A 21577-nucleotide genomic window follows, 5' to 3' on the forward strand; every position below is an offset into this window, starting at 1 on the left:
CCACAGTCGTAGCCGCCTGGTCAGGCCACGACCAGCCCGACAGCCCCACCCGAAAGCCCGAAACGGGCATCACGTCACGTACTGCCCTCTGAGTTCGGCGGCGGTCCGCTCGCCGAGGGCTCTCAGGTGTCGCAGCAGGGTGTTGGACATGCGGGTGTCGACGTGAAGGGCCTGTTCGGACTTGCCCTTTGGGCGGCGGACAGGGATGAGGATGCCGATGCCCGCACCGATGTAGCCCTTGTCCGCCAGGGTGGGCAGGCCGTCGGCCGCCGCCTTGTACAGGGCGGGTAGGGCGTGGATGCGGGCGGCGGTGATGTCCGGGGTGGAGCCCGGCTCGACGTCGGAGACCCACAGTGGCGTGCCGTCCGGGGCCGACAGGAACTGGACGTTGCCGCCGAACGCCTTGTGCTTCTGGCTGAACCACAGGTCGTTTCCGTTCTCGCGGACGCCGGCGAGGCGGTCCGATTCGACCAGCGTGCCGTCAAGGATCACGTGCATCATGCCCTCGCGCTGACACCGGCTCAGGACTTCATGCAGGTCAGGGGCCTGGTCGGCGAGGACGTCGATGCCTTCGTGCAGGTAGGGTACCCGGTGGCCTGGGAGACGCCGGCGTCGCGGGCCAAGCAGTGCACGCAACCGCGCTCGCGGAACCAGCGCAGCACCAGCACGGCCTGCCGAAACGGTCCGAGCGCCCGGGAGCGTCTTGGAGTTCCGATCCGGCGCCGGTGGGTGGCCAGCAGGCGAGCGAGGAACTCCACCACGTGGCGCGGAACGTCGAGCGTGGCAACGTAGGTGACCAACGTGAAGCCTCTGGTTGCTGCGGACATGATCTTGGCAGACCTGTCCTACCAGGGGCTTCACGTCTGTCCGCCGCCAGGTCCCACACGCCCGATCCATACCGATCGAGTCGGTTCGGCGCCTGTCCCTGAACCGAGTGCCCAACGGATCTCAGAGCTGGGGCGTGCCCCTACTGGCCGTGCTCAGGGGAGAATCCGCGTCTGTCGCGTTTCCGACGCAGTACCGTGGGGCGGTGGATGAGACGGCAGCCCCGATGACGGGTATGACGATCAGCGTTCGAATGCGCCAGGACGTGGTGATCGTCGATCCGGAGCGCTTTGTCGCTTCGGCCCGCGCGGCGTACCGCGAAGCCTCCCCTGAGATCACCGAGGAGAGGGCAGCCGAGGACATCCGCGATGTCTACGACGCTGTATGGGCTCTGCTGGACCGCTTCGGTCGGCTCGCAGCCGACGCGCCGACGTCCGCCGGACTCCCTGGCCGACGAGTTCTGGACCGCCCGGACGGACTCTCCCCTGCGGGCGAGTGCAAGCGCATCGTGCTGAACGATCCGCAACCACTGCAGGACTACGGCTGCTTCATGCCCGAGGGGTATGACCCGTTCGCCATCCCGCCAGGTATGTGATGCCGTCCGCCGCGACAGGCTACTTCGCGAAGATCATTTCGCTGAGAAAACCTCAGTGACTACACCACTCGGCGGGACGCCATCCCAGGCCGGACGTCATGGGCGCGCCCTACTGGTCACCGCTCGCAGGGCCCGCAGGGACCGGCACGCAGCGCCCCGCGATTGGGAGGCAGGGGAAGCCTGGGAACCCGTGGGCGCCATGGTCCGGCCCTACGTCGCCCACCTGGGCGAGGCGCCCAGGAACGTCCGGACAGGCGCCGAGGCGGGGCCGTGGGCAGGCCACTGGGGGAATGCCTGATGAGCGGAAAACACCCCTTGATTGGCAAGCAAGTGAGCGGCCCAGACGGGAAAGTCGGCATTCTTACCGACGTCATGGGCACGACTGCATATCTGCGCCCGGAGCGTGGCGGGCGGGGATGGCCTGTGCCCCTCGGCGACGTCGAGCCGGTAACCGAGAAGGCCCAGGACCGTGAAGCAATGAGCGTCAAAGTGGCCGAAGCAAACCGGCGCAGCCGAGGGGAACTGTGATGCGCGCGTTGATCAAAGCGGCTCAATGGACGCTGGGGCCGGAAACCGGCGAGGGCGCCCCGCAGGGCATCTACTCGGCGGAGTGCATGACGTGTGGGGCACAGGCGCAGCCAACTGACAATAAATGCTTGCCTGTTGAGGTCTGGACTTTGAAGCACACGGGCCTGAATCCGACACACCGTCAGTTCAGGGCAACGGCGGAAACCTTCTGGTGCGTGACTCCGGCAGAGGGCAACCCCTACCGCGAGAACGACACAGCCCAGGGCGCCTAGCACGCTCCGCCCTGCGGAGGCTGGAAGAGGACAGGGGCCTACGCCGCTAGGCGCCCGCCCAGGCGACCCCCGACCTGGCCGGGCAGCGCCCCCAACTGTGCGAGCAAGGCGCGCAGTTGGGGGCGCCTTGCCGTGCGCGTCCAGACGCGCGACCGGTCACGGTCTAGTCACGGTTTCTGACCCGGTAGAGTGCCCATATGCAGCCGTTCCCGCAGGTCACGGCCAGGTTCCCCCTAAACTGCGTCCCCTTCGCTCGAGCGGGGGGACCCCCATGACGCCGCGCGCTGATCCGACCGGGGATATGACACAGGCTCTCAGCGCCAGATGGACTTCAGCTGCCACGCCTGCATGTGGTCGAGGGTGGCGGTGCCACCCTCGGCGAAGGCGTCGACGCCGGTGCTGGAGGGGTCGGGGAAGATCTGGTCGGTGAGGGTGACCTGTTCGCCACGGCTGTTCTGGGCGTAGACCTCGACGGAGGAGGCGTCGACGAGGACGCGCAGGCTCAGCCGGCCGCCGTCGAGTGCGAGGGGGGCGCGCTGGACGCCGGAGAAGGTGGGGTCGAAGTCGGTCGCGCCGGAGTTGCTGCGGTCGATGTAGACCTCGCCGGTCGCGGTGTCGTAGCCGATGCGGGTGCGCTGTCCGGCGCCGGTGCGGACGTCCAGGCCGGCGCGGTCGGCACTGCCCGGGGTGAGGTCGGCCTGGAGTTCCAGGCTGCCGCCGTCCACCGCGAGGGGGGTGGCGGTGTTCTCGACCTGTGTGGTGGGCAGCTGGGTCCGGGCGCCGCGCAGGCCGGTCAGTTCGCGGACCGGCTGCTGGATCAGCCGGACCTTGCCGTCCACGGTCCGCAGGGAGAGCTGGCGGGGGAAGGAGTCGGCGCTGCGCCACGGGCTGGTGGGGATGGCCTGCCCGTAGTTCCAGTTGTTCATCCAGGCGATCATGACGCGGCGGCCGCCGGGGGCGTCGGTCCACGTGTTGGCGGCGTAGAAGTCCGCGCCGTAGTCGAGCCAGTGGGCCCGCTGGGTGCTGGTCAGGGCGGGCTTGTCGGCGACGGTGAACTGGTCGGCGAGGATGTGTCCCCAGCCGCCGGAGTTGGCGTCCACTATCTGGATCCGGGCCTTCTTGCCCTTGTGGGCCATGGTGTTGAAGGAGGCCCAGTCGAGGGCCTCGGAGCCTGCGCCGGTGGCGCTGTCGACGACCTCGCCGTCGACCAGCAGGTTGACGCCGGTCTGGACGGAGGGAATCTTCGCCTGGGTGTCGGAGAGGACGACCTGGTCGAGGTTGATGTGGCCCCAGCCGCCCGTGTTGGCGTCCACGACCTTGATCTGGGCCTGCTTGCCCTGCAGGTCGGACAGGTCCCAGGAGGCCCAGCTCAGGGCTTCGCCGTTGGATCCGGTGGCGGAGCGCACCACCTGGCCGTCCACGATGAGCTCCACCGCGGTGGGGGCGTCGGAGCTCGCCGGGTGGTAGCCGCCGCCGATGAGGAAGTCCAGGTACTTCTTGTCGATGGTGAAGGTCGGCGAGGTGAGAGTACCGGTGGTGGCGTCGCCGTTCAGGTAGCTGTTGACCAGGCCGTTGCCGAGGTAGCCGGAGACCTGGCCCTGGTCGGGGAGGGTGCCCTGGGCCGGTCCGGTGCCGAAGGCCTCGCCGGTGGCGGTCCAGTCGCCGATGGGGCTGGTGTAGGTGCTGCCCTCGAAGTCGGCGAGGGTTTCACCGGTGGGCGCCGGCACGTCGCCCAGGACGGCGTCGGGGTCGTACGGGTGGTCGCCGCCGCCGATCTTGAAGTTGAGGTAGTCGCCGGTCACCGTGAACTCGGGCGAGGTCAGCGTGCCGGTGGAGGCGTCGCCGCCGTGGAAGCTGTTGGCGAAGGCCTCGCCCTCGAAGCCGGTGACCTGCGACTGCCAGTCCACCGCCCCGGTCGCCGGCGCGCTGCCGAACGCGTCACCGGTGGCCGTCCAGTCGCCGAACGAGCCGGACTCGAAGTCCTGCGTGACGGTGCCGCTCGGCGGCGTGTACGAGCCGGTGTCGTCGGAGGTGAACTTCTTGCCGTCGAAGTCGCCGACGAAGTACTGGGCGCCGGAGCCGCCCGCGATGCCGCCGGGGTTGAGGTTGACGGCCAGCACCCACTTCGTCTTCTTCGGGTCTCCGTCGACCTGGAGCGGGAACAGGTCGGGGCACTCCCACACCCCGCCGGTGGCGCCGGCCGGGCCGAAGTCGCTCTGGTGGGTCCAGTGCTTGAGGTCGGCCGAGCTGTAGAAGGCGATCTTGTGCTGGTCGGCGAGGGAGACCGCCATCAGCCAGCGCTGCGTGGGGGCGTACCAGAAGACCTTGGGGTCGCGGAAGTTGTTCGAGCCGATGTCGAGCACCGGGTTGTCGTGGTACTTGGTCCAGGTGGTGCCGCCGTCGGTGCTGTAGGCGAGGGCCTGCTGCTGCTTGCCGGAGGCCTTCTGCGCGCTGGTGTAGACGGCGACCAGTGGAGGGTTCTTCCTGGTCCCGAAGCCGGTGGTGTTGTTCCTGTCCAGTACGACGCCGCCGGAGAAGATCATCTCCTGGTCGTCCTGGGGGATGGCGACCGGGAGCTGCTTCCAGTGGACGAGGTCGGTGCTGACCGCGTGGCCCCAGGAGATGTTGCCCCAGCTGTTGCCGGACGGGTTGTGCTGGAAGAACAGGTGGTACTGGCCCTTGTAGTAGATGAGGCCGTTGGGGTCGTTCAACCAGTTCTGGGCCGGGGTGAAGTGGAACTGGGGGCGGTACTGCTCGTGGTAGAGCGTGTCGGCCGTGGCGGGAGAGGCGGCGACCAGGCCGAGCCCGGACAGGACGGCCAGCGCGGCCAGGAGTCTGCGGCGCGGACGAATGGTTCTGGACATGGCGCTCCTTGCGGGCGGGCGGGCTTCGGCTCAGCCGGAGGGGACTGACGCGTGACGAGAGACGCTTGACGCGTGTCGGGTGCGGGCACGGGCGGCGGCTCCGCCGTGGCCTCGTCCAAGGCCGCGGGCGAGCCCGGCGTGTGGGGCAGCACGCACCGGCAGCTCCAGTCAGCGGGCTGGAAACGTTTCGCCGAACGTAAGGGCACGACGTCGCCGAAGTCCAGACCCTGTGCAGGAAAACTTCTGAATGCGAGGATCGGGACGGCTGCGCGGTGCCATCGACCGCAGCCCGTCGACCCCGGGAGAAAACGTTGCCCAGCCAGCACAAGGACACAGGTCGGCGACCGGCGACCATGCGCGACGTCGCGACCATGGCCGGGGTGGGCATCGCCACCGTCTCGCGGGTCGTCAACGGCAAGCCCGTCACCCCTGACCTGGCGGAACGGGTGACGCGCGCCGCCGAGTCGCTCGGCTACCGTCACGATCTGACGGCCAGCAGCCTGCGCCGCGCGGACCGCCGCACCAGCACCCTCGGCCTGGTCCTGGAGGACGCGGCCAACCCCTTCTCCGCCGCGCTGCACCGCGCGGTGGAGGACGCCGCCGCCGAGCGCGGCATGCTGGTCCTGGCCGGGTCCACCGACGAGGACCCGGTCCGTGAACACGGCCTGCTGAAGACCTTCACCGCCCGCCGGGTCGACGGCCTCATCGTGGTGCCCACCGGCCGGAACGACACCGACCTCGACGCGGCCCGCCGGGCCGGCACCCCCGTCGTCTGTGTGGACCGCCGCACCACGGCGCCGCAGGTGGACACCGTGACCGTGGACAACCGCGCGGGCGTGCGGGCGGCGGTGAAGAGGCTGTACGAGGCGGGTCACCGGCGTATCGCCTTCCTCGGGGACCTCCGCTCGATCTGGACCGCCGAGGAGCGGTACGCCGGCTTCGTGGAGGGGCTCGCCGAGGTGGGGTGCGTCCTGCATCCCTCGCTCGTCAGGCGCGGTCTGCACGGCGCGGAAGCCGCCCAGGAGGCCACCCGCGGACTCCTGGCCCTCGCCCACGCGCCCACCGTACTGGTCTCCGGGCAGAACCTCCTGACCCTCGGGGCCCGCACGGTCCTGCAGGAGCTTCAGCTGCAGCGCCGTGTAGCGCTGATCGGCTTCGACGACCTGCCCCTGGCCGGCCTGCTCGAACCCGGCATCTCGGTGATCGCCCAGGACCACGCCGCCATCGGCCGGGAGGCCGCGAACCTGCTGTTCGACCGGCTCGGGGGCGGGGGAGAGGGCGGACCCGCCCGGCACCGCGTGCTGCCCACCCGCTACCTCGCCCGCGGCTCCGGCGAACTCCCCGCTCCCGAGGACGCCTGACGAATTCCCCGTGAACGAGTTGTTTCCGGTGTGTTGACCGGGTGAGCCTCTCGGTGCTTCACTGCCGGAACCGGTACCGAAACCGGTTCCGGCACCGCTCCCGGTACCGGTTCCGGAGATCTCCGTACGATCGGCTCTTCGGTGCGGGAGAACGTCTTCCGCCTCTGCGTGGAGTGAGAGGAGGTGGCATGGGAGTCACCATCGCCGACGTGGCCGCACGGGCCGGCGTCAGCAAGACGACGGTCTCGCGAGTGCTGAACGGCAAGGGCGAGATCAACGAGAACACCGTCCTGAAGGTCCGCGAGGCGATCTCGGAGCTGGGATACGTGCCGAGCGCCGGGGCAGTCGGGCTCGCACGCGGCACCACACAGATGATCGGCATGCTGGTCCCGGACATGGCCTGGGCCTGGGCCGGCATCGTGCAGGCGGTCGTCGAGACGCTGGAGACCGAGGGCTTCGGGCTGCGCATGCTGACCTGGAACCGCGGTGAGGAGTCATTGCGCAGACTGGGCCTGCAGGTCGCCGCCAAGTCGTTCGACGGTCTGCTGGTGATAGAGCCCGAGGGCGCCATGGGATACATCACCGAACTGCACGAGGCGGGGCTGCCGGTCGTACTGATCGACGACCGCTTCCAGCGGCCGGGATTCCCCTACGTGGCCACCACCAATCGGGAGGGAGGCGCGCAGGCAGCACGGCACCTGCTGGACATCGGGCGCCGTCGTCCTCTGGTGGTGACCGGTCCCGAGACGTTCGGCTGCACTCGCGAACGGCTGGGCGGCTTCGTCGACGTCTATGCGCAAGCCGGGATCGAGATCGACCCACGCGGCGTCGTCCGCGGCGACTTCCAGTTCGAACGCTGCCGGAGCGCGGTCGCAGGCGCTCTCGCGGACGGCCTGGAGTTCGACTCCGTCTTCGCACACAACGACCCCTCGGCGGCCGGCGTCCTCGCCGCCCTGCACGAGGCCGGTCTCTGGGTTCCGCAGGATGTCGCCGTGGTGGGCTTCGACGATGTCGAGATGGCGTCGTACACCTATCCGGCACTGACCACCATCCGCCAGCCGATGCGGGAGATGGGCGAGGCGGCGGCACGTCTGCTGCTGGACCATGTGCGCGGATCGCCGCAGGCCGCCTCCTCGCGCATCATTCCCACCAGCCTCGTCATCCGTGGCTCGACGTTGACGCCGGGCTCGAACTGACGCCACGCGATCGAGACGCGCACAGCGTCGGCGTCTCACCGAACCGTCCGTCTCCGCCGTCCTGCCCAGCCCCGCGGGCGGGGACGGACTCCATCCGGCCAAGCGGCCGACCCGCCCCGCCTCGGGCAGGCCGGTAGGTCGTCCAGCTCTCCCTGAGGCCGCTCCACGCAGCGGCCCCGACCGGCCCGCTCGCCCGCCGGCCGACTTCACCACCCGTCCCGCGGGGGCGTGTTCACGCGTCACTGCCGAGGTGCCGTTTCCCTCGATGCCTTCCCGTTCCGGCACACCGAACGGTGCGCCTCGCCCAGCCGCTTCCGGCTTCGCGTCGGACGCGCCCGCCGCGACCCGCGGCTGACCCCCGATACCGCTGCCCCCGCAGGCGGCCCCCGCACATGGGCCGACCCATACGGGCGACCGTCCCTTTCCTCACCTTCGCCCCCCCTCGCGCCTGTATCGCCTCAACGGCAAGGAGCTGCACCATGCGTACCCCTACCCGTCACACCGTCAGAACCGTCCAGGCCCTGTGCGTCACCGTCACGGCGGCCCTCGTGGCCACCGGCTGCGGCCGCAGCGCCGACTCCGACTCCGGCAAGGACGCGCCCGCGAAGATCAGCAGCGGCAAGGCCACGGGCAAGGTCGTCATGTGGTCCATGGGCGACACCGACAAGAACCTCGCGAGCCTGGCCGAGAAGTTCGAGCAGGAGAACCCCGACGTCACGGTCCAGATCACGGCGGTGCCCTGGGACGCCGCCCACGACAAGCTGACCACCGCCATCGCCGGCGGCAACACCCCGGACATGTCCGTGGTCGGAACCACCTGGATGGCCGAGATGGCCTCCATGAACGCCTTCGAGGCCACCCCGACGTCGATCGATTCGTCGGACTTCTACCCCGGCCAGTGGGACACCACCAAGTACAAGGACACGTCCTACGGCGTCCCGTTCATCGCCGACACCTCCGCGGTCTACTACCGCACCGACATCACCACGAAGGCCGGCATCGAGGGCGCCCCGGCCGGCGACCGGGACGGATACCTGAAGGACCTCAAGGCCATCCAGGCCACCGCGGGCAAGGAGAACCCCAAGCTGCGCTACGCCACCGGTCTGGTGATGGGCTTCAACTCCTGGCTCTTCTGGGTGCCGATGGTCTGGCAGCAGGGCGGTGACATCTACGACGCCACGACCGGGAAGTTCACCTTCGACTCGCCCGAGGTCGCCAAGGCGCTGGAGTACTACGCGAGCGTTCCGCAGAAGGGCATGGCGCCGACCGACAAGGCGGACAACATGCAGCTCTTCCGGGACGGGCTGATCGCCACCTACCAGGAGGCCGGCTGGGCCGGCGGCAGCCTCCACAAGGACGCCCCGGAGCTGGACGGCAAGTGGAAGACCATGCCGGTGCCGTACAGCGAGCAGGCTGCCGGGTTCGCCGGTGGCAGCGACCTGGCGGTGTTCAAGGACGCCAAGAACCCCGACGCGGCATGGAAGTTCGCCCAGTTCCTGACCGAGCCCGCCAACCTCGCCACCTATGCCAAGGCCAGCGGCAGCCTGCCCCCTTCGCCCCGGGCGTGGACGGAGGGGAAGCTGACCGAGGACGAGAACATGAAGGCGTTCGCCGAGCAGCTCGAGGTCAGCAAGGCGCCGCCCGCCATCACGACCTGGCAGCAGATCGCCGACGCCATCGACTCCGAACTGGAGAAGCTGACCCTCGGCAAGGCCACCGTCGCCGAGGTGCAGAAGGCGCTGCAGTCCAAGGCCACCGGCATCGGCACCGGCCGCTGAGCGCCGCCACGTGAGCACCCCCGATACGGACGGCACCCCCCACACGGACGGATGACATCCATGTCCACGAAAACGCTCCCCGGGCGGGGCGACACCGGCAAACGGATCACCGCGCAGCCGGAGCGGAGCGCCGGTCGCCGGCCCCTCGCGCTCCGGCACTCGGCGCGGGGCAGGCAGGCACGGGCCGCCTGGATCCTCGCCGCCCCGTTCCTCGCCCTGTTCGCGGCCTTCATGCTGCTGCCGGTGGCCTGGTCACTGCTGATGAGCCTGACCGACACCAAGAGCGCCGACCTGCGCACCCCGCTGAACGTGTCGTTCATCGGCCTCGACAACTACGTACGGCTCTTCCAGGACGAGCAGTTCCGCCACGCCCTGCGCAACACCGCCGTCTTCGTCCTGGTCGGCCTGCCCCTGACGCTGGCCGCCGGGCTCGCCGCGGCGGTCGCCCTCGACCGCGGCATCCGCCGCTTCCGGGCCGTCTTCCGGGTCGGCTTCTACCTCCCGGTGATCACCAGCATCGTGGCCGTCGCCGTGGTCTGGAGGACGCTTCTGGAACCGCGCTCGGGCCTGGTGAACACCGTCCTGGGCTGGTTCGGCGTCGACGGCCCCTCCTGGCTGGCGGACACCCGCTTCGCCCTGCCCGTCATCATCCTGATGGCCGTGTGGCGCAACCTCGGCACCGTCATGATCATCATGCTGGCCGGGCTGCAGTCCGTGCCGCAGTCCCTGATGGAGGCGGCCGAACTTGACGGCGCCGGCGCCTGGCAGCGGTTCTGGCGGGTCACCTTCCCGCTGCTGCGCCCCGCCCTGCTGCTGACCGCGGTGACCACCGGCATCGGCTATCTGCAGTTCTTCGACGAGCCGTTCGTGATGACCCAGGGCGGCCCGCTGGACTCCACCCTCTCGGCCACGATGTTCGCCTACAACCAGTTCGGCAACGGCAACTACGACGTGGCGTCGGCCGCCGGCTACGTCATCTTCGTCCTCATCGTCGCGCTGACCGTCCTGCAGTTCCGGATGCTGCGAGACAAGGACTGATGCCCCATGACCACCGTCGTTTCCACCGCCGGCCCGTCGGCCACGGACAAGGCCATGAGGCGCCGCCGCGTCCGGCAGACCTGGGGCCACCCCTGGCTGTACCTACCGCTCGTCGGCGCCCTGCTGCTGATGATCGCGCCGTTCCTGTGGATGCTGTCCGGCTCCTTCAAGCCCGAGGCCGACATCCGCAGGGTTCCGCCCGTCCTGATCCCCACGGCGCCCACGACCGCCAACTACGGCGAGCTGTTCAGCAGGCTCGACTTCACGAGCATGTTCGCCAACTCCGTGATCGTGGCCCTCGCCGTCACCGCCGGAAACCTTCTCTTCTGCTCGATGCTCGGATACGCCCTGGCCAAACTGGAGTTCCGCGGCAGGCGCGCCGTGTTCGCCCTGGTCATCGCGACCCTCATGGTCCCCGGCCTGGTCACCTTCGTACCGCTGTACGTCCTGGTGGCCAACATGAAGCTGACGGGCTCCCTGCTCGGGCTGATCCTGCCGTTCCTGGCCACCCCCTTGGGGGTGTTCCTGATGCGGCAGTTCATCTCCACCCTGCCCGACGAACTCATCGACGCCGCCCGCGTCGACGGCTGCCGCGAACTCGCCATCTTCGCGAGGATCATCCTGCCGCTGACCAAACCGGCCCTCGCCACCCTCGGGATCATCACCTTCCTAGGCTCCTGGAACAACTTCCTGTGGCCCCTGGTCGTGGCCCAGAACGAGAGCCAGTACACCCTCCCCGTCGGCCTCGCCCTGGCCAGCAGCGGACAGTCCTTCACCCGCTTCGGCATCCTGCTCGCCGGCGCCGTGGTCGTCCTGCTGCCAGTGATGATCGTCTTCCTCCTCTTCCAGCGTCAGTTCGTGGCCGGCATCGCCACCACCGGCCTGAAATGACGCCCCGGCGCCCGCCGCCGGACATCGACTCTCCGCCCCTCACGACTCATCACCTGGAGAACAACGTGGGACAGCCGGTCCGCACCGCCGTGTACCTGGACCCGGAAGCGACCGTGGAAGCGAGAACCGAGGACCTGCTGTCACGGATGACCCTGCCGGAGAAGGTCGGGCAGTTGCTGATGCTCGACGCACAACACGGGGACCTGACGGACACCGTGTCCGCCAAGCTGGCCGGATCGGTCCTGCACGTGCCCCCCGCGCTGATGCCGCAGGCCATGGAACTGGCCCGGCGGACCCGGCTCGGCATCCCGCTGCTGACAGCCGACGACGGCATCCACGGCCACTCGTTCTGGCCGGGCGCGACCATCTTCCCGACCCAGCTGGCCATGGCCTGCACCTGGGACCCCGCTCTGCTCCACCGGGTCGCCCGTGCGGCCGCGACCGAGATCGCGGCGACCGGAATCCACGGGACGTTCTCCCCGGTGCTGTGCATCACCCGCGACCTGCGCTGGGGCCGGATCAACGAGACGTTCGGCGAAGACCCCTTCCTGATCGGTGAGTTGGGAGCCGCGATGGTGCGCGGCTACCAGGGTGAGGGCCTCGGCGACCCGACGGCCGTGCTGGCGTACGCCAAACACTTCGCGGGCTACTCCGAGACCCTGGGCGGGCGCGACGCCAGCGAAGCGGACCTCAGCCCGCGCAAGCTGCGCTCGTGGTTCCTGCCCCCGTTCGAGCGAGCGGCCCGGGCCGGCTGCCGCGCCTTCATGCTCGGCTACCAGTCGATCGACGGGGTGCCCATCACCGCGCATCAGTGGCTGATCAACGATGTCCTCAAGGGCGAGTGGGGCTTCACCGGAACACTGGTGACCGACTGGGACAACGTCGGCCGGATGGTCTACGACCAGCGGGTCTGCGCCGACCACGTCGAGGCGGCGGCGGTCGCCGTCAACGCCGGCAACGACCTCATCATGGCCACGCCGGAGTTCTTCGAGGGCGCGCAGGAGGCGGTCGCCCGCGGCCTGATCGTGGAGAAGCAGATCGATGACGCGGTACGACGGGTTCTGCGGCTGAAGTTCGAGCTCGGGCTCTTCGAGGACCCCCGCGTCCCCGACCCCGAGCGGCAGGCGCGGGTGATCGGCTGCCGCGCGCACGCCGACCTCAACCTCGAGACCGCCCGACGCTCCCTGGTACTGCTGCGCAACGACGGCACCCTGCCCCTCGAAGGCGGGCTGACCCCGGACGGAACCGACCGCGCCGCGAGCCGGGGAACACCGCGGACGATCGCGGTCATCGGCCCCAACGCCGACAGCACGGAAGCCATGCTCGGCGACTGGGCGGGCGCCACCGGCCAGGTGCCGTGGATGCCCGAAGGACATCCACGCGAGACGGTGGAGACGGTGCTGGACGGGCTCCGCGCCGTCGTCCCCGCCGACTGGACCGTCACGCACGCCCGCGGAGCCGACATCGAAAGCCCCGCCTTCAACCCCGACCAGTGGTCCCTCGGGCCCGACGGACAACCGCAGCCGCCCGTCTTCACCCCCGCCCCGGTCGACGAGGCACAGCTTCGGGAGGCCACCGCCGCGGCCCAGGCCGCCGACTACGCCGTCGTGGTCGTGGGGGACACCATCGCCCTGACGGGCGAGGTGCGCTCCACGGCCACCCTCGACCTCCAGGGAGGCCAGATCCCGCTGCTGGACGCGGTCGCCGCCACCGGCACGCCCATGATCGTGGTGCTGCTCCAGTCCAAGCCGAGCACCCTCCCCGACTCGGCACTGAACGCGGCAGCGCTCATCGAGGCGTTCAACCCGGGCATGCGGGGAGGCCGCGCCGTCGCCGAACTCCTCCTCGGACTCGTCGAGCCCAGCGGCCGGCTCCCGGTCTCCTTCGCACGCCACGTCGGACAGCAGCCGGTCTTCTACAACCAGGTGCGCGGCCAGCACGGGGACCGCTACGCGGACCTCACCCAGGACCCCCTGTTCGCCTTCGGCGAGGGCCTGAGCTACACCACCGTCACCTACTCCGACCTCGCCGTGCACGAGGACGACGTCTGCGCCGACGGCGCCGTCCACGCCACGGTGCGACTCACCAACAGCGGAAGCCGTCCTGCCCTGGAGACCGTCCAGGCGTACGTCAGCGACCTGACCACCAGCGTCACCTGGGCCGAGCAGGAGCTGAAGGGTCTCACCCAGGTCGAGGTCCCTCCCGGCGACAGCCTGGACGTCGACATCAGCATCCCTGCCGCGCACTGCTCACTCGTCACAGCCGACAACCGCCGCGTGGTCGAACCAGGTGAGTTCATGCTCCGCGTCGGCCCCAGCTCACGGCGGGAGCAACAGCTCAGCGCGGGATTCCGCATCCGGGCCTGAAGTCCGACGCCCGGCTGCCCCTCGGAGCAGCCGGGCCACCCGGCCCGGCCTGACATACCGAAAGGCACGCGTGTGTCCACTCCCTCCCCCGATCCGCACCACCCCGTGGCGCACCTGCGCCCGCCCCGCAACTGGGTCAACGACCCCAACGGGCTGGTCTTCCACGACGGCCACTACCACGTCTCCTATCAATACAACCCGTTCGGGGCGACCCACGCGAACCTGCACTGGGGCCACTTCCGCAGCTCCGACCTGCTGAGCTGGGAGCCGTTGCCGATCGCCCTGGCCCCGACCCCCGGTGGTGTCGACGCCGACGGCTGCTTCTCCGGCAACGCCGTCTCCGACGGCGACCGGCTCGTCGCCTTCTACTCCGCGCACCGCGAGGACCGCTCGTTCCAGCACCAGCCGGTCACCTGCGCCGTCTCCCACGACGGCGGCGTGACCTTCAGCCCGCGAGGAGAAACGATTATCCCCGCATGGCCCGAGGGCTGCGCCATGTACCGCGACCCGTACGTCTGGCGCGACGGCGACGGCGACGGCTGGCGGATGCTGGTCGGCGCCGCCCTCGAGGACGGCCGCGCCGCCGCCCTCCTGTACGAATCGCCCGACCTGGAGAACTGGACCTACCGAGGACCCTTCGCCACCCGCCACCCGGAGCCCGTCGGCGGCACCGAGCAGCTCACCGGCGACGGCTGGGAATGCCCCCAGTACCTCCCTGCGGTCGACGGCCGCGGCGCCCTCCTCTTCGGCACCTGGACCGAACCCACCGGCCCCATGAGCGTCGCGGCCCTGATCGGCGAGGAGCACGACGGCCGCTTCGAGGCCGGCCCAGCGGTACCCCTCGACCACGGCCCCGACTGCTACGCACCCGCCCTGCTGCGCGCACCCGCCGGCCGGTGGCTGCTGTGGGGCTGGTCATGGGAAGCCCGCGACGAAGCCTGGGCCGTCGCGGACGGATGGGCCGGCGTCCTCACCCTGCCCCGCGAGATCCATGTCGACGACGCCGGAACGCTGCGCCAGCAGCCCGCCGCCGAACTCCTGGCCCTGCGCGGCGACCACACCGTCCGGGCCGCAGGCGAAACGCACGGCCCGCAGCCGGTGAACCTCGGCGGCGTGGGCAGGGCCTTCGACCTGACGGCCCGTCTGGAGCCCACCGGAGACGCCGGCCTACGGCTGCTCACCACCCCGGACGGATCCGAGTACCTAGATCTCCGTCTCGACGCCGAGGCGGGCGAACTGGTCGTCGACCGCGACCACGCCTCGCTGGACCCCCGGGCCCAGGGCGGCTCCTACCGGATGCCCTGCCCGGCCGGCCGACCCGTCGATCTGCGCGTGGTCGTCGACCACTCCATCGCCGAGGTCTTCCTGACCTCCACCGGCCAGGTCCTCACCCTGCGCTTCTACCCCACAGGGCAGAGCCCGTGGCGACTGCAGGTCCGCAGCGCGCCTGGTGCGCACCTCGGCTACGCGGTCGACGCGTGGGAGCTGCGCCCACTCGTGATCAAGGATCCGAGCACCGGCGCCACAGAGCCGGCGCCGACGTCGCCGTAGAGCCGACTTCAACCCGTCATCAGCCCACCCGCCTTTCACAGTGCTGAACAGGCAACTCCAAGGAGGATCTCCCATGAGCTCGTACGGATTCGGACGACGCCGGTTCCTGACCACCGCCATCGGCGTCGCCGCCACCTGGACGGTTTCCGGGAACGCCGTCGCCGCCCCGCAGACGAAGCAAGCCTCTCCCGGCAGTTCCGTGAACGTCTGGCTGACGGACGTTTCGGCCGACAAATGGGTCGTCGGCCAGAGCGATGTGCTGTTCCGTACGAAGACGACGGACAATCCGCTGACGATCAAGATCGACGACAGCGTCAAGTACCAGAGAGTGCAGGGCTTCGGGGCGGCCATGACCGACTCTTCCGCCTGGCTCATCGACAAGCTGTCCACTGCTCGTCGAACGACGCTGATGCAGAAGCTGTACGACCCCTCGAAGGGCATCGGCCTCAGCCTGATCCGCTCCCCGATGGGCGCCACGGACTTCAACGCGTCCGGAAACTACTCCTACGACGACATGCCGGCGGGACAGACGGACCCGACGCTGGCCGAATTCTCCGTCAAGCACGACGAGGCGTACATCATCCCGGCACTGCGGGAGGCCCTCTCCCTCAACCCGTCCGCCAGAATCATGGCCAACCCATGGAGCCCGCCAGGTTGGATGAAGACATCGGGATCCCAGATAGGCGGCACCCTCAAGAGCGAGTACACCTCCGCGCTGGCCGACTATTTCGTGAAGTTCATCAAGGCCTACGGCGCAGCCGGCGTCCCCGTCTCCTACATCTCGCCGCAGAACGAACCCATGGGCACGCCCAGCTGGCCTGGCATGTTCCTGTCGGCCTACCAGGAATCCCAGTTGATCCAGGAGATCGGCCAGGCGTTCGCGGCCAACGGGATCTCCACGAAGATTCTGGCCTGGGACCACAACTGGGATGTGCCCTCGTACCCCGAGACGATCTTCAGTGACCCCGCTGCCGCCAAGTACACGGCCGGCACCGGATGGCACATCTACAGCGGCAACCCGACCTACCAGAGCCTGGTCCACAACGACTACCCGAGCAAGGAAACCTACATCACGGAAGCCAGTGGAGGCGTGTGGCAGGGCGACGACCGGACGGCGTTCGACGACGCGCTCGGCACCTGGATCATCAAGGGCATGCGCAACTGGGCGAACGGAGTGATGCTCTGGAACACCGCACTCGACCCCGACAGGGGCCCGCTCAACAGTGACACCAACGGCATCCCCATGTGCCGGGGACTGGTCACGATCGATCCGGCCAGCGGAGAAGTGTCCTACAACGTGGACTACCACGCCCTCGCTCACGCCAGCAGGTTCGTCAAGCCCGGGGCGTATCGCATCTACTCGAACACCCTCGGGGAAGGAAGCGTGGAGAACGTCGCGTTCCAGAACCCGGACGGATCGAAGGTCCTGATCGCGTACAACTCGGGGAGCGCCGCGAAAACCTTCAGCGTGGCGGACGGATCGCAGTCCTTCGACTACACCCTGGACGCCGGCGACGCCGTCACGTTCACGTATACGGGGCCCAGCCGGAGCGGCGGCACCCCCGCGGCGACCAACGTCTCCGATCCGACCCATGACTTCACGTTCAAGTCGCCGTCCGGTCCGATCACGGTCACGTACGACCCGGCACTCCTGCCCTACCAGAATGCCGTCCGCACCGGGAACACGCTGCTCACCTACTCCCTGCCGATCGGCGCTTCCGTCCGGACGCCCGGAACATCACTGAGCCGTGGCCACTGGACCGCCACCGCCTCGTCGAGTCCGGACTGGGGTGCGGCCGCGAACGCGATCGACGGCGACATCAACACACGGTGGAATCTCGGGCACGGGACGACGAGCGGCGACTGGTTCCAGATCGATCTGGGGAGCCCTACGAGCTTCAACAAGATCGTCTTCGCCACGGGCGAGAACAATTCCTTCGACTACGTCACCAAGTACCAGATATACGTCTCGGACGATGGGGCCGACTGGGGCAGCGCCATCGCGAACGGCAGCGGGAACATCGGGAAGATGGCCGTCACCCTGCCGGCCCGGACGGCGCGGTACATTCGCATCGTCTGCGCCGCGGCATCCGGTTTCTGGTGGGGCATCGGCGAAATCAACGTATACGGGTCTTCGAGTGGAACCGGCTCGATCTCGGCTCCGACAGCGGTGCCCAAGAGCCTCCAGCTGAAGACCTGGACCAGCTCGGAAGGGGCTCAGGTCGCCGTGGTGTTCAACGGGACCGCCACCAGTCAGAGTTTCCCGGTGTCCGCCGACGGCACGTACACCTATACGCTCCCGAGCGGGACTTCGGGGATGTTCACCACCCAGAAGCTGTCGAGCTTCCCCTCGCCGGTATTCAGCGGCCTGAAGCCGGATCAAGGAATACCGCGCTCCAGGTTCACCATCAGCGGATCCCACTTCGGCGACACACAGGGACTGGGCACGGTCCGTTTCGGATCGACCTATGCCGAAATAGCCGGCTGGTCGGACACGACCATCAGCGCCTACGTTCCGAGTGGACTTTCCGTGGGGACGTACGAGGTCTCGGTGAACGGAGCCAGTGGAGCAGACGCGGGTGGATCCTCGTTCGACGTCATCGACCTGGGTCCTGCGCTGTCGCGGACGGGTTGGACCGCAACGATGTCGGACACAAGCCCGTACGACGACGGCCCCGGGAACATGCTGGACGGCGATTCCGGCACCCGGTACAGCTCCGGAACGGGCCAGTACGACGGCCTCTGGATCCAAGTGGACATGGGGCAGAACCAGACGTTCGACAGGATTCTGCTGGACTCCGGTGGCAATATCGGCGACTACGCGCGAAGCGCAGACGTGTACGTGTCCACGGAGGGAACCGACTGGACCAAGGTTTCTTCCGTAACGGACGGCCAGCGAGTCGAGTTGGTGTCCTTCCCGACGCAGACAGCTCGCTACATCAAGGTCGTCAATACCGCCAATGTCGCGAGTAACTGGTGGTCGATCGCAGAGCTGACCGTCTACAGCTGACCCCAGGCCAGGGGGGCCGGACGTTGGTCCGAATTGCGTAACCGAACTACGTAGTTCTACGGGTCTCCCGTCCTCCACGGGGTGTGGATCATGTTGCCGTTCCCAGGAGACATGGAGGCGATGTGGGGCGTGGCAACAACAACTCCTGCCTTGGTGTCGCCCTCGCGTGGTTCCTGTTGCTGTTTCTCTGGAACGCGGTCGGTCATTTCCTGGCCCTGCCGTTCGTCATGTCCGATCCGAAGTTCCGGACCACCGGCCCCGGCCACCTGGGCGTGTACGGCGTGCCCGTCCTGGTCGCCGCGCTCGTCGTCGCACTGGCGAGCCGGACCCGCCCCCACCTGTGGTGGATCTACGTCGCCCGTACGACGTCCCTGGTCGTCCTCGCCTGGATGGGCGCGGCCTGGGCCGAGGCGACGGCCGACGCGCCCGAGGGGAACTACAGCACCCTGGTGCCCCTCACGGCGGGTTGTGTCGCCTTCGCCCATCACCGGGCGCTGCTGTGGTGGGACAGGGGCGGACTCAACGGGGGGCGTCGCCGTCCGGCGGCCGGGGAGGTCTGGCTCGCCATGGTGCCGTACCGGGAGTCCGAGACCGTGGACAAGCACTACTGCGTGATCATGCGGAGCGGGCTGCGGTACGCCGAGGTCATGCAGATCACCAGTCAGGACAAGTCCCACAGGTCCGACCACATCCGCATACCCAACCAGGGCTGGAACGAGGGGTCGGTCAAGGAGCCCTACGTCGAGATCGGCCTCCCGCCGCGCAGGGTGCCGTACGGCGACTTCATCAACGACAGGCCCAAGGGCCGCTGCCCGAAGTCGACCTGGCGACAGCTCCGGGCGCGGCGTCCCGAGAGCGGACACTCCGAGCTGCGGAAGGTGTGGTCGGAGCTCGCCCGGCAGGTGGAGCGCCTGAAGGGCCGTCCCTGACCGCAGCGATCCGGCCGACCGCCCGATCGGACGGGCCGGGGAATCCGGCCCGTCCGTCGGTCGTGCCGAACGGTGGGATCAGTCCGTCAGTTGAGTGTCCACCGCTGGTTGGTCCCGCCGTTGCATGTCCACAGGTCGATCTTGGTCCCGTTGGCGGTGCCGTTGCCGACGGCGTCGAGGCAGAGGCCGGAGAGGTTGTTGGTGACGGTGCCGTTGGAGTTGACGGTCCACTTCTGGTTGGTGCCGCCGGTGCAGTCCCAGATGATGACCTTCGTACCGTTGGCCGTGCCGTTGTCGTTCGCGTCGAGGCACTTGTTGCCGTACACCACGAGTTCGCCGCGCGATGTCGAGGTGAAGGTCTGGTTGTGCCCGCCGACGCAGTCCCACAGGGTGAGCTGGGTGGCGTTGGTGATGGTGTTCTTGGCGAGGTCGAGGCAGCGGCCGGAGCCCGCCCCGATGATCTCGTTTCCGTTGGTGCCCGCGATGCCCTGGAGCAGGACGGCGTCGAGGTTGGGCGCCCAGGCGCCGCTGTTGGAGAACTTCAGGGTGTTGGTGGCGCCCTTGGCGAGGCCGACCAGCACGGAAACGGTGCCGGGGGTGGTCCAGGAGCCGGTCGGCGGGAACGAGACCACCGTGGGCTGCTGGCCGTTGACCTGCAGCGTGGCCGTACGGGCGGTGCTGCCACCGTTGACGTAGGCGATGGTGGCGAGCTGCACGCCGGAGGCAGCGGCACTGACGTTGTTGAACGTCAGGGTGTTGGCGGAGCCGTTGCCGATCCAGCCGACCAGCGAACCGTTGGAGCAGGACGCGCAGGTACCGGTGGCGGCACTGCCGGCCAGGGTGTTGGACGAGGACTCCGCCTCGTAGGTGATGCCGGATCCCTCGGTGCCGGACACGGTGAGCAGCACCGCTTCACCGGCGGGGACAGTGGCGGAGTAGCCGGTCGCGAAGCTGCCCGCGTCGGTCGCCGTCCATACGTCGCGCACCGTGGCGGATGCCGTGGTCAGGCCCATGTCGGCCCAGCGGGCGGTGATCGACGCCGAGGACGAGGTGCGGTTGAGCAGCAGCACGGCACGCTTGCCGGTGCCCGACAGGACCTTGCTGTAGACCTGCAGGCCCTTGGTGTCCTCGGCGACCTTGACCCCCTGGAGGCCGCGGGCGTCCTGGTCGATGGCGATGACCTCGGAGTTCCTGAGGATCGACGCGGTGGTGGCACTCATGGTGGTGAGGTTGTTGCCGGCCAGCAGCGGAGCGCCGGAGATCGCCCACAGGCTCATGTGGGTGCGGTTCTGGGCCGCGGTGAAGCCGTTCATTCCGACCATCAGCATGTCCGGGTCGTTGTAGTACCCGGTGTGCTGGGAGGAGGGGTGCAGCGTCTTGTCGAAGTTGGCCAGCATGTTGGCCGTGGACGGGCTGTTGCCCCAGAAGATGATGTCGGTGCTGGTACGCCACATCCGGGCCGTGCCCGCGCCCCAGTTCCAGGGGTTGCCGGTGCCCCACTCGCAGAAGGAGAGGACCAGCTTGCGTCCGGTGATCGCGGCCGCGGCGTCGTTGGCGGCGCTGATCGCCTTGTACGTCGTTTCCTGGTCGAGGCCCTCCGCGTTGCCGCCGCACCAGTCGATCTTGACGAAGTCGAAGCCCCACTCCTGGAAGGTCTGCATGTCCTGCTGGTAGTGGCCTTCACTCCCGGTGTTGGGCGCGGCGGGTCTGGTCGTGGGGTAGTAGTAGCCGCAGCCCTGCTTGCCCGCGTCGGTGTAGATGCCCGCCTTCAGGCCCTTGCTGTGGATGTAGTCGGCCATGGCCTTCATGCCGCCGGGGAACAGGCTCTCGTCGGTGACGATCTCGCCGTCGCTGTCGCGGGCGCCCTGCCACCAGCCGTCGTCGATGTTGACGTACGTGTAGCCGGCGGCAGCCATGCCGGACGAGACGAGGGCATCGGCCTGGGCCTTGATGGTGTCGTAGTCGATGCTGCTGGCGAAGCTGTTCCAGGAGGCCCAGCCCATCGGAGCCGACGGAACCGGGATCTGGTCGGTACTCACGGCGACTGGCTCGGTCCGGCCGATGTCCACCGACGGGGTGCGGCCACCGCCCAGGGCGACCAGCCAGGCGAGAGCCAGGCTGAGGACCAACGCCCGGACGGCAACAGGTCTTGTCCAGTGAGTCATCATGTTACCGTTCACACTTCTTCTCCAGGCTAGGCAGCAACTGGGCAAGCGGATGGCGTGTCAGTGACGCAGGGGAAGTGTGAACGGTAACATTTGGCCCTGGCAATACTCCGCGTGGAACTTTCCGGGCGGCGCGGCCTGGAGCGGCCGGAGAAGATCATCACCGCTGCGGGTACGGTATGACCGTCGATCCCAGACGAGGAGCCGT

General features: G+C 68.8%; 15 protein-coding genes. 12 read left to right on the forward strand and 3 right to left on the reverse strand.

What is annotated here, in order from left to right; all coding sequences use genetic code 11:
* Positions 1-69: 69 nt before the first annotated feature.
* Entirely contained in the window at positions 70-501 is a 432-nt protein-coding gene (locus ACLZN2_RS39420; RefSeq protein ID WP_416984417.1) for a transposase family protein, read from the reverse strand.
* A 529-nt stretch (positions 502-1030) separates the two neighbouring features.
* Here ACLZN2_RS39420 and ACLZN2_RS39425 point away from each other — a divergent pair.
* The 3 genes from ACLZN2_RS39425 (at position 1031) to ACLZN2_RS39435 (ending at position 2220) form a co-directional block, all read left to right on the forward strand.
* On the forward strand, positions 1031-1420 hold the full coding sequence (locus ACLZN2_RS39425; RefSeq protein WP_416984418.1) for a hypothetical protein: 390 nt from the start codon (positions 1031-1033) through the stop codon (positions 1418-1420).
* A 297-nt stretch (positions 1421-1717) separates the two neighbouring features.
* Positions 1718-1948, forward strand: coding sequence for a hypothetical protein (locus tag ACLZN2_RS39430; RefSeq protein ID WP_416984419.1), 231 nt, complete (start codon positions 1718-1720; stop codon positions 1946-1948).
* Positions 1948-2220, forward strand: a complete 273-nt coding sequence (locus tag ACLZN2_RS39435) for a hypothetical protein (RefSeq protein WP_416984420.1) — start codon at positions 1948-1950, stop codon at positions 2218-2220. The genes ACLZN2_RS39430 and ACLZN2_RS39435 overlap by 1 nt, the downstream gene beginning before the upstream one ends.
* Positions 2221-2534: 314 nt before the next feature.
* On the opposite strand, the gene ACLZN2_RS39440 is transcribed toward ACLZN2_RS39435, so the two are convergent.
* Entirely contained in the window at positions 2535-5084 is a 2550-nt protein-coding gene (locus ACLZN2_RS39440) for a GH32 C-terminal domain-containing protein (RefSeq protein WP_416984421.1), read from the reverse strand.
* A 353-nt stretch (positions 5085-5437) separates the two neighbouring features.
* Here ACLZN2_RS39440 and ACLZN2_RS39445 point away from each other — a divergent pair, with 353 nt between their 5' ends.
* The 9 genes from ACLZN2_RS39445 (at position 5438) to ACLZN2_RS39485 (ending at position 19204) form a co-directional block, all read left to right on the forward strand.
* Positions 5438-6445: a LacI family DNA-binding transcriptional regulator gene (locus tag ACLZN2_RS39445; RefSeq protein WP_416984422.1), complete on the forward strand. Its 1008-nt coding sequence runs from the start codon at positions 5438-5440 to the stop codon at positions 6443-6445.
* A 188-nt stretch (positions 6446-6633) separates the two neighbouring features.
* On the forward strand, positions 6634-7641 hold the full coding sequence (locus tag ACLZN2_RS39450; protein ID WP_416984423.1) for a LacI family DNA-binding transcriptional regulator: 1008 nt from the start codon (positions 6634-6636) through the stop codon (positions 7639-7641).
* Between the two features lie 479 nt (positions 7642-8120).
* Complete coding sequence (locus ACLZN2_RS39455) at positions 8121-9419, forward strand: extracellular solute-binding protein (RefSeq protein ID WP_416984424.1); 1299 nt, start codon at positions 8121-8123, stop codon at positions 9417-9419.
* Between the two features lie 51 nt (positions 9420-9470).
* Positions 9471-10457 (forward strand): carbohydrate ABC transporter permease, encoded by a 987-nt coding sequence (locus ACLZN2_RS39460; protein WP_416984425.1) that lies wholly within the window; start codon positions 9471-9473, stop codon positions 10455-10457.
* Between the two features lie 6 nt (positions 10458-10463).
* Positions 10464-11348: a carbohydrate ABC transporter permease gene (locus tag ACLZN2_RS39465; protein WP_416984426.1), complete on the forward strand. Its 885-nt coding sequence runs from the start codon at positions 10464-10466 to the stop codon at positions 11346-11348.
* Between the two features lie 65 nt (positions 11349-11413).
* The gene (locus tag ACLZN2_RS39470) at positions 11414-13714 is read left to right on the forward strand and encodes a glycoside hydrolase family 3 N-terminal domain-containing protein (RefSeq protein ID WP_416984427.1); all 2301 of its coding nucleotides are present in this window, start codon (positions 11414-11416) and stop codon (positions 13712-13714) included.
* A 72-nt stretch (positions 13715-13786) separates the two neighbouring features.
* A complete protein-coding gene (locus tag ACLZN2_RS39475) occupies positions 13787-15265 on the forward strand; it encodes a glycoside hydrolase family 32 protein (protein WP_416984428.1) in 1479 nt (492 codons plus the stop codon).
* A 73-nt stretch (positions 15266-15338) separates the two neighbouring features.
* Positions 15339-18275, forward strand: a complete 2937-nt coding sequence (locus tag ACLZN2_RS39480; RefSeq protein ID WP_416984429.1) for a discoidin domain-containing protein — start codon at positions 15339-15341, stop codon at positions 18273-18275.
* Between the two features lie 122 nt (positions 18276-18397).
* Entirely contained in the window at positions 18398-19204 is an 807-nt protein-coding gene (locus ACLZN2_RS39485; protein ID WP_416984430.1) for a hypothetical protein, read from the forward strand.
* Between the two features lie 86 nt (positions 19205-19290).
* Here the strand turns inward: ACLZN2_RS39485 and ACLZN2_RS39490 are convergent, their stop codons facing one another.
* The gene (locus tag ACLZN2_RS39490) at positions 19291-21369 is read right to left on the reverse strand and encodes an RICIN domain-containing protein (protein ID WP_416984612.1); all 2079 of its coding nucleotides are present in this window, start codon (positions 21367-21369) and stop codon (positions 19291-19293) included.
* Positions 21370-21577 lie beyond the last annotated feature (208 nt).

It is taken from the genome of Streptomyces sp. T028, from assembly GCF_048159505.1.
Classification (GTDB): Bacteria; Actinomycetota; Actinomycetes; order Streptomycetales; family Streptomycetaceae; genus Streptomyces.

Coding starts and splice junctions, on each gene's coding strand:
- ACLZN2_RS39420 (WP_416984417.1), bottom strand. CDS start 501: ATGATGCACGTGATCCTTGACGGCACGCTGGTCGAATCGGACCGCCTC.
- ACLZN2_RS39430 (WP_416984419.1), top strand. CDS start 1,718: ATGAGCGGAAAACACCCCTTGATTGGCAAGCAAGTGAGCGGCCCAGAC.
- ACLZN2_RS39435 (WP_416984420.1), top strand. CDS start 1,948: ATGCGCGCGTTGATCAAAGCGGCTCAATGGACGCTGGGGCCGGAAACC.
- ACLZN2_RS39440 (WP_416984421.1), bottom strand. CDS start 5,084: ATGTCCAGAACCATTCGTCCGCGCCGCAGACTCCTGGCCGCGCTGGCC.
- ACLZN2_RS39445 (WP_416984422.1), top strand. CDS start 5,438: ATGCGCGACGTCGCGACCATGGCCGGGGTGGGCATCGCCACCGTCTCG.
- ACLZN2_RS39450 (WP_416984423.1), top strand. CDS start 6,634: ATGGGAGTCACCATCGCCGACGTGGCCGCACGGGCCGGCGTCAGCAAG.
- ACLZN2_RS39455 (WP_416984424.1), top strand. CDS start 8,121: ATGCGTACCCCTACCCGTCACACCGTCAGAACCGTCCAGGCCCTGTGC.
- ACLZN2_RS39460 (WP_416984425.1), top strand. CDS start 9,471: ATGACATCCATGTCCACGAAAACGCTCCCCGGGCGGGGCGACACCGGC.
- ACLZN2_RS39465 (WP_416984426.1), top strand. CDS start 10,464: ATGACCACCGTCGTTTCCACCGCCGGCCCGTCGGCCACGGACAAGGCC.
- ACLZN2_RS39480 (WP_416984429.1), top strand. CDS start 15,339: ATGAGCTCGTACGGATTCGGACGACGCCGGTTCCTGACCACCGCCATC.
- ACLZN2_RS39490 (WP_416984612.1), bottom strand. CDS start 21,369: ATGACTCACTGGACAAGACCTGTTGCCGTCCGGGCGTTGGTCCTCAGC.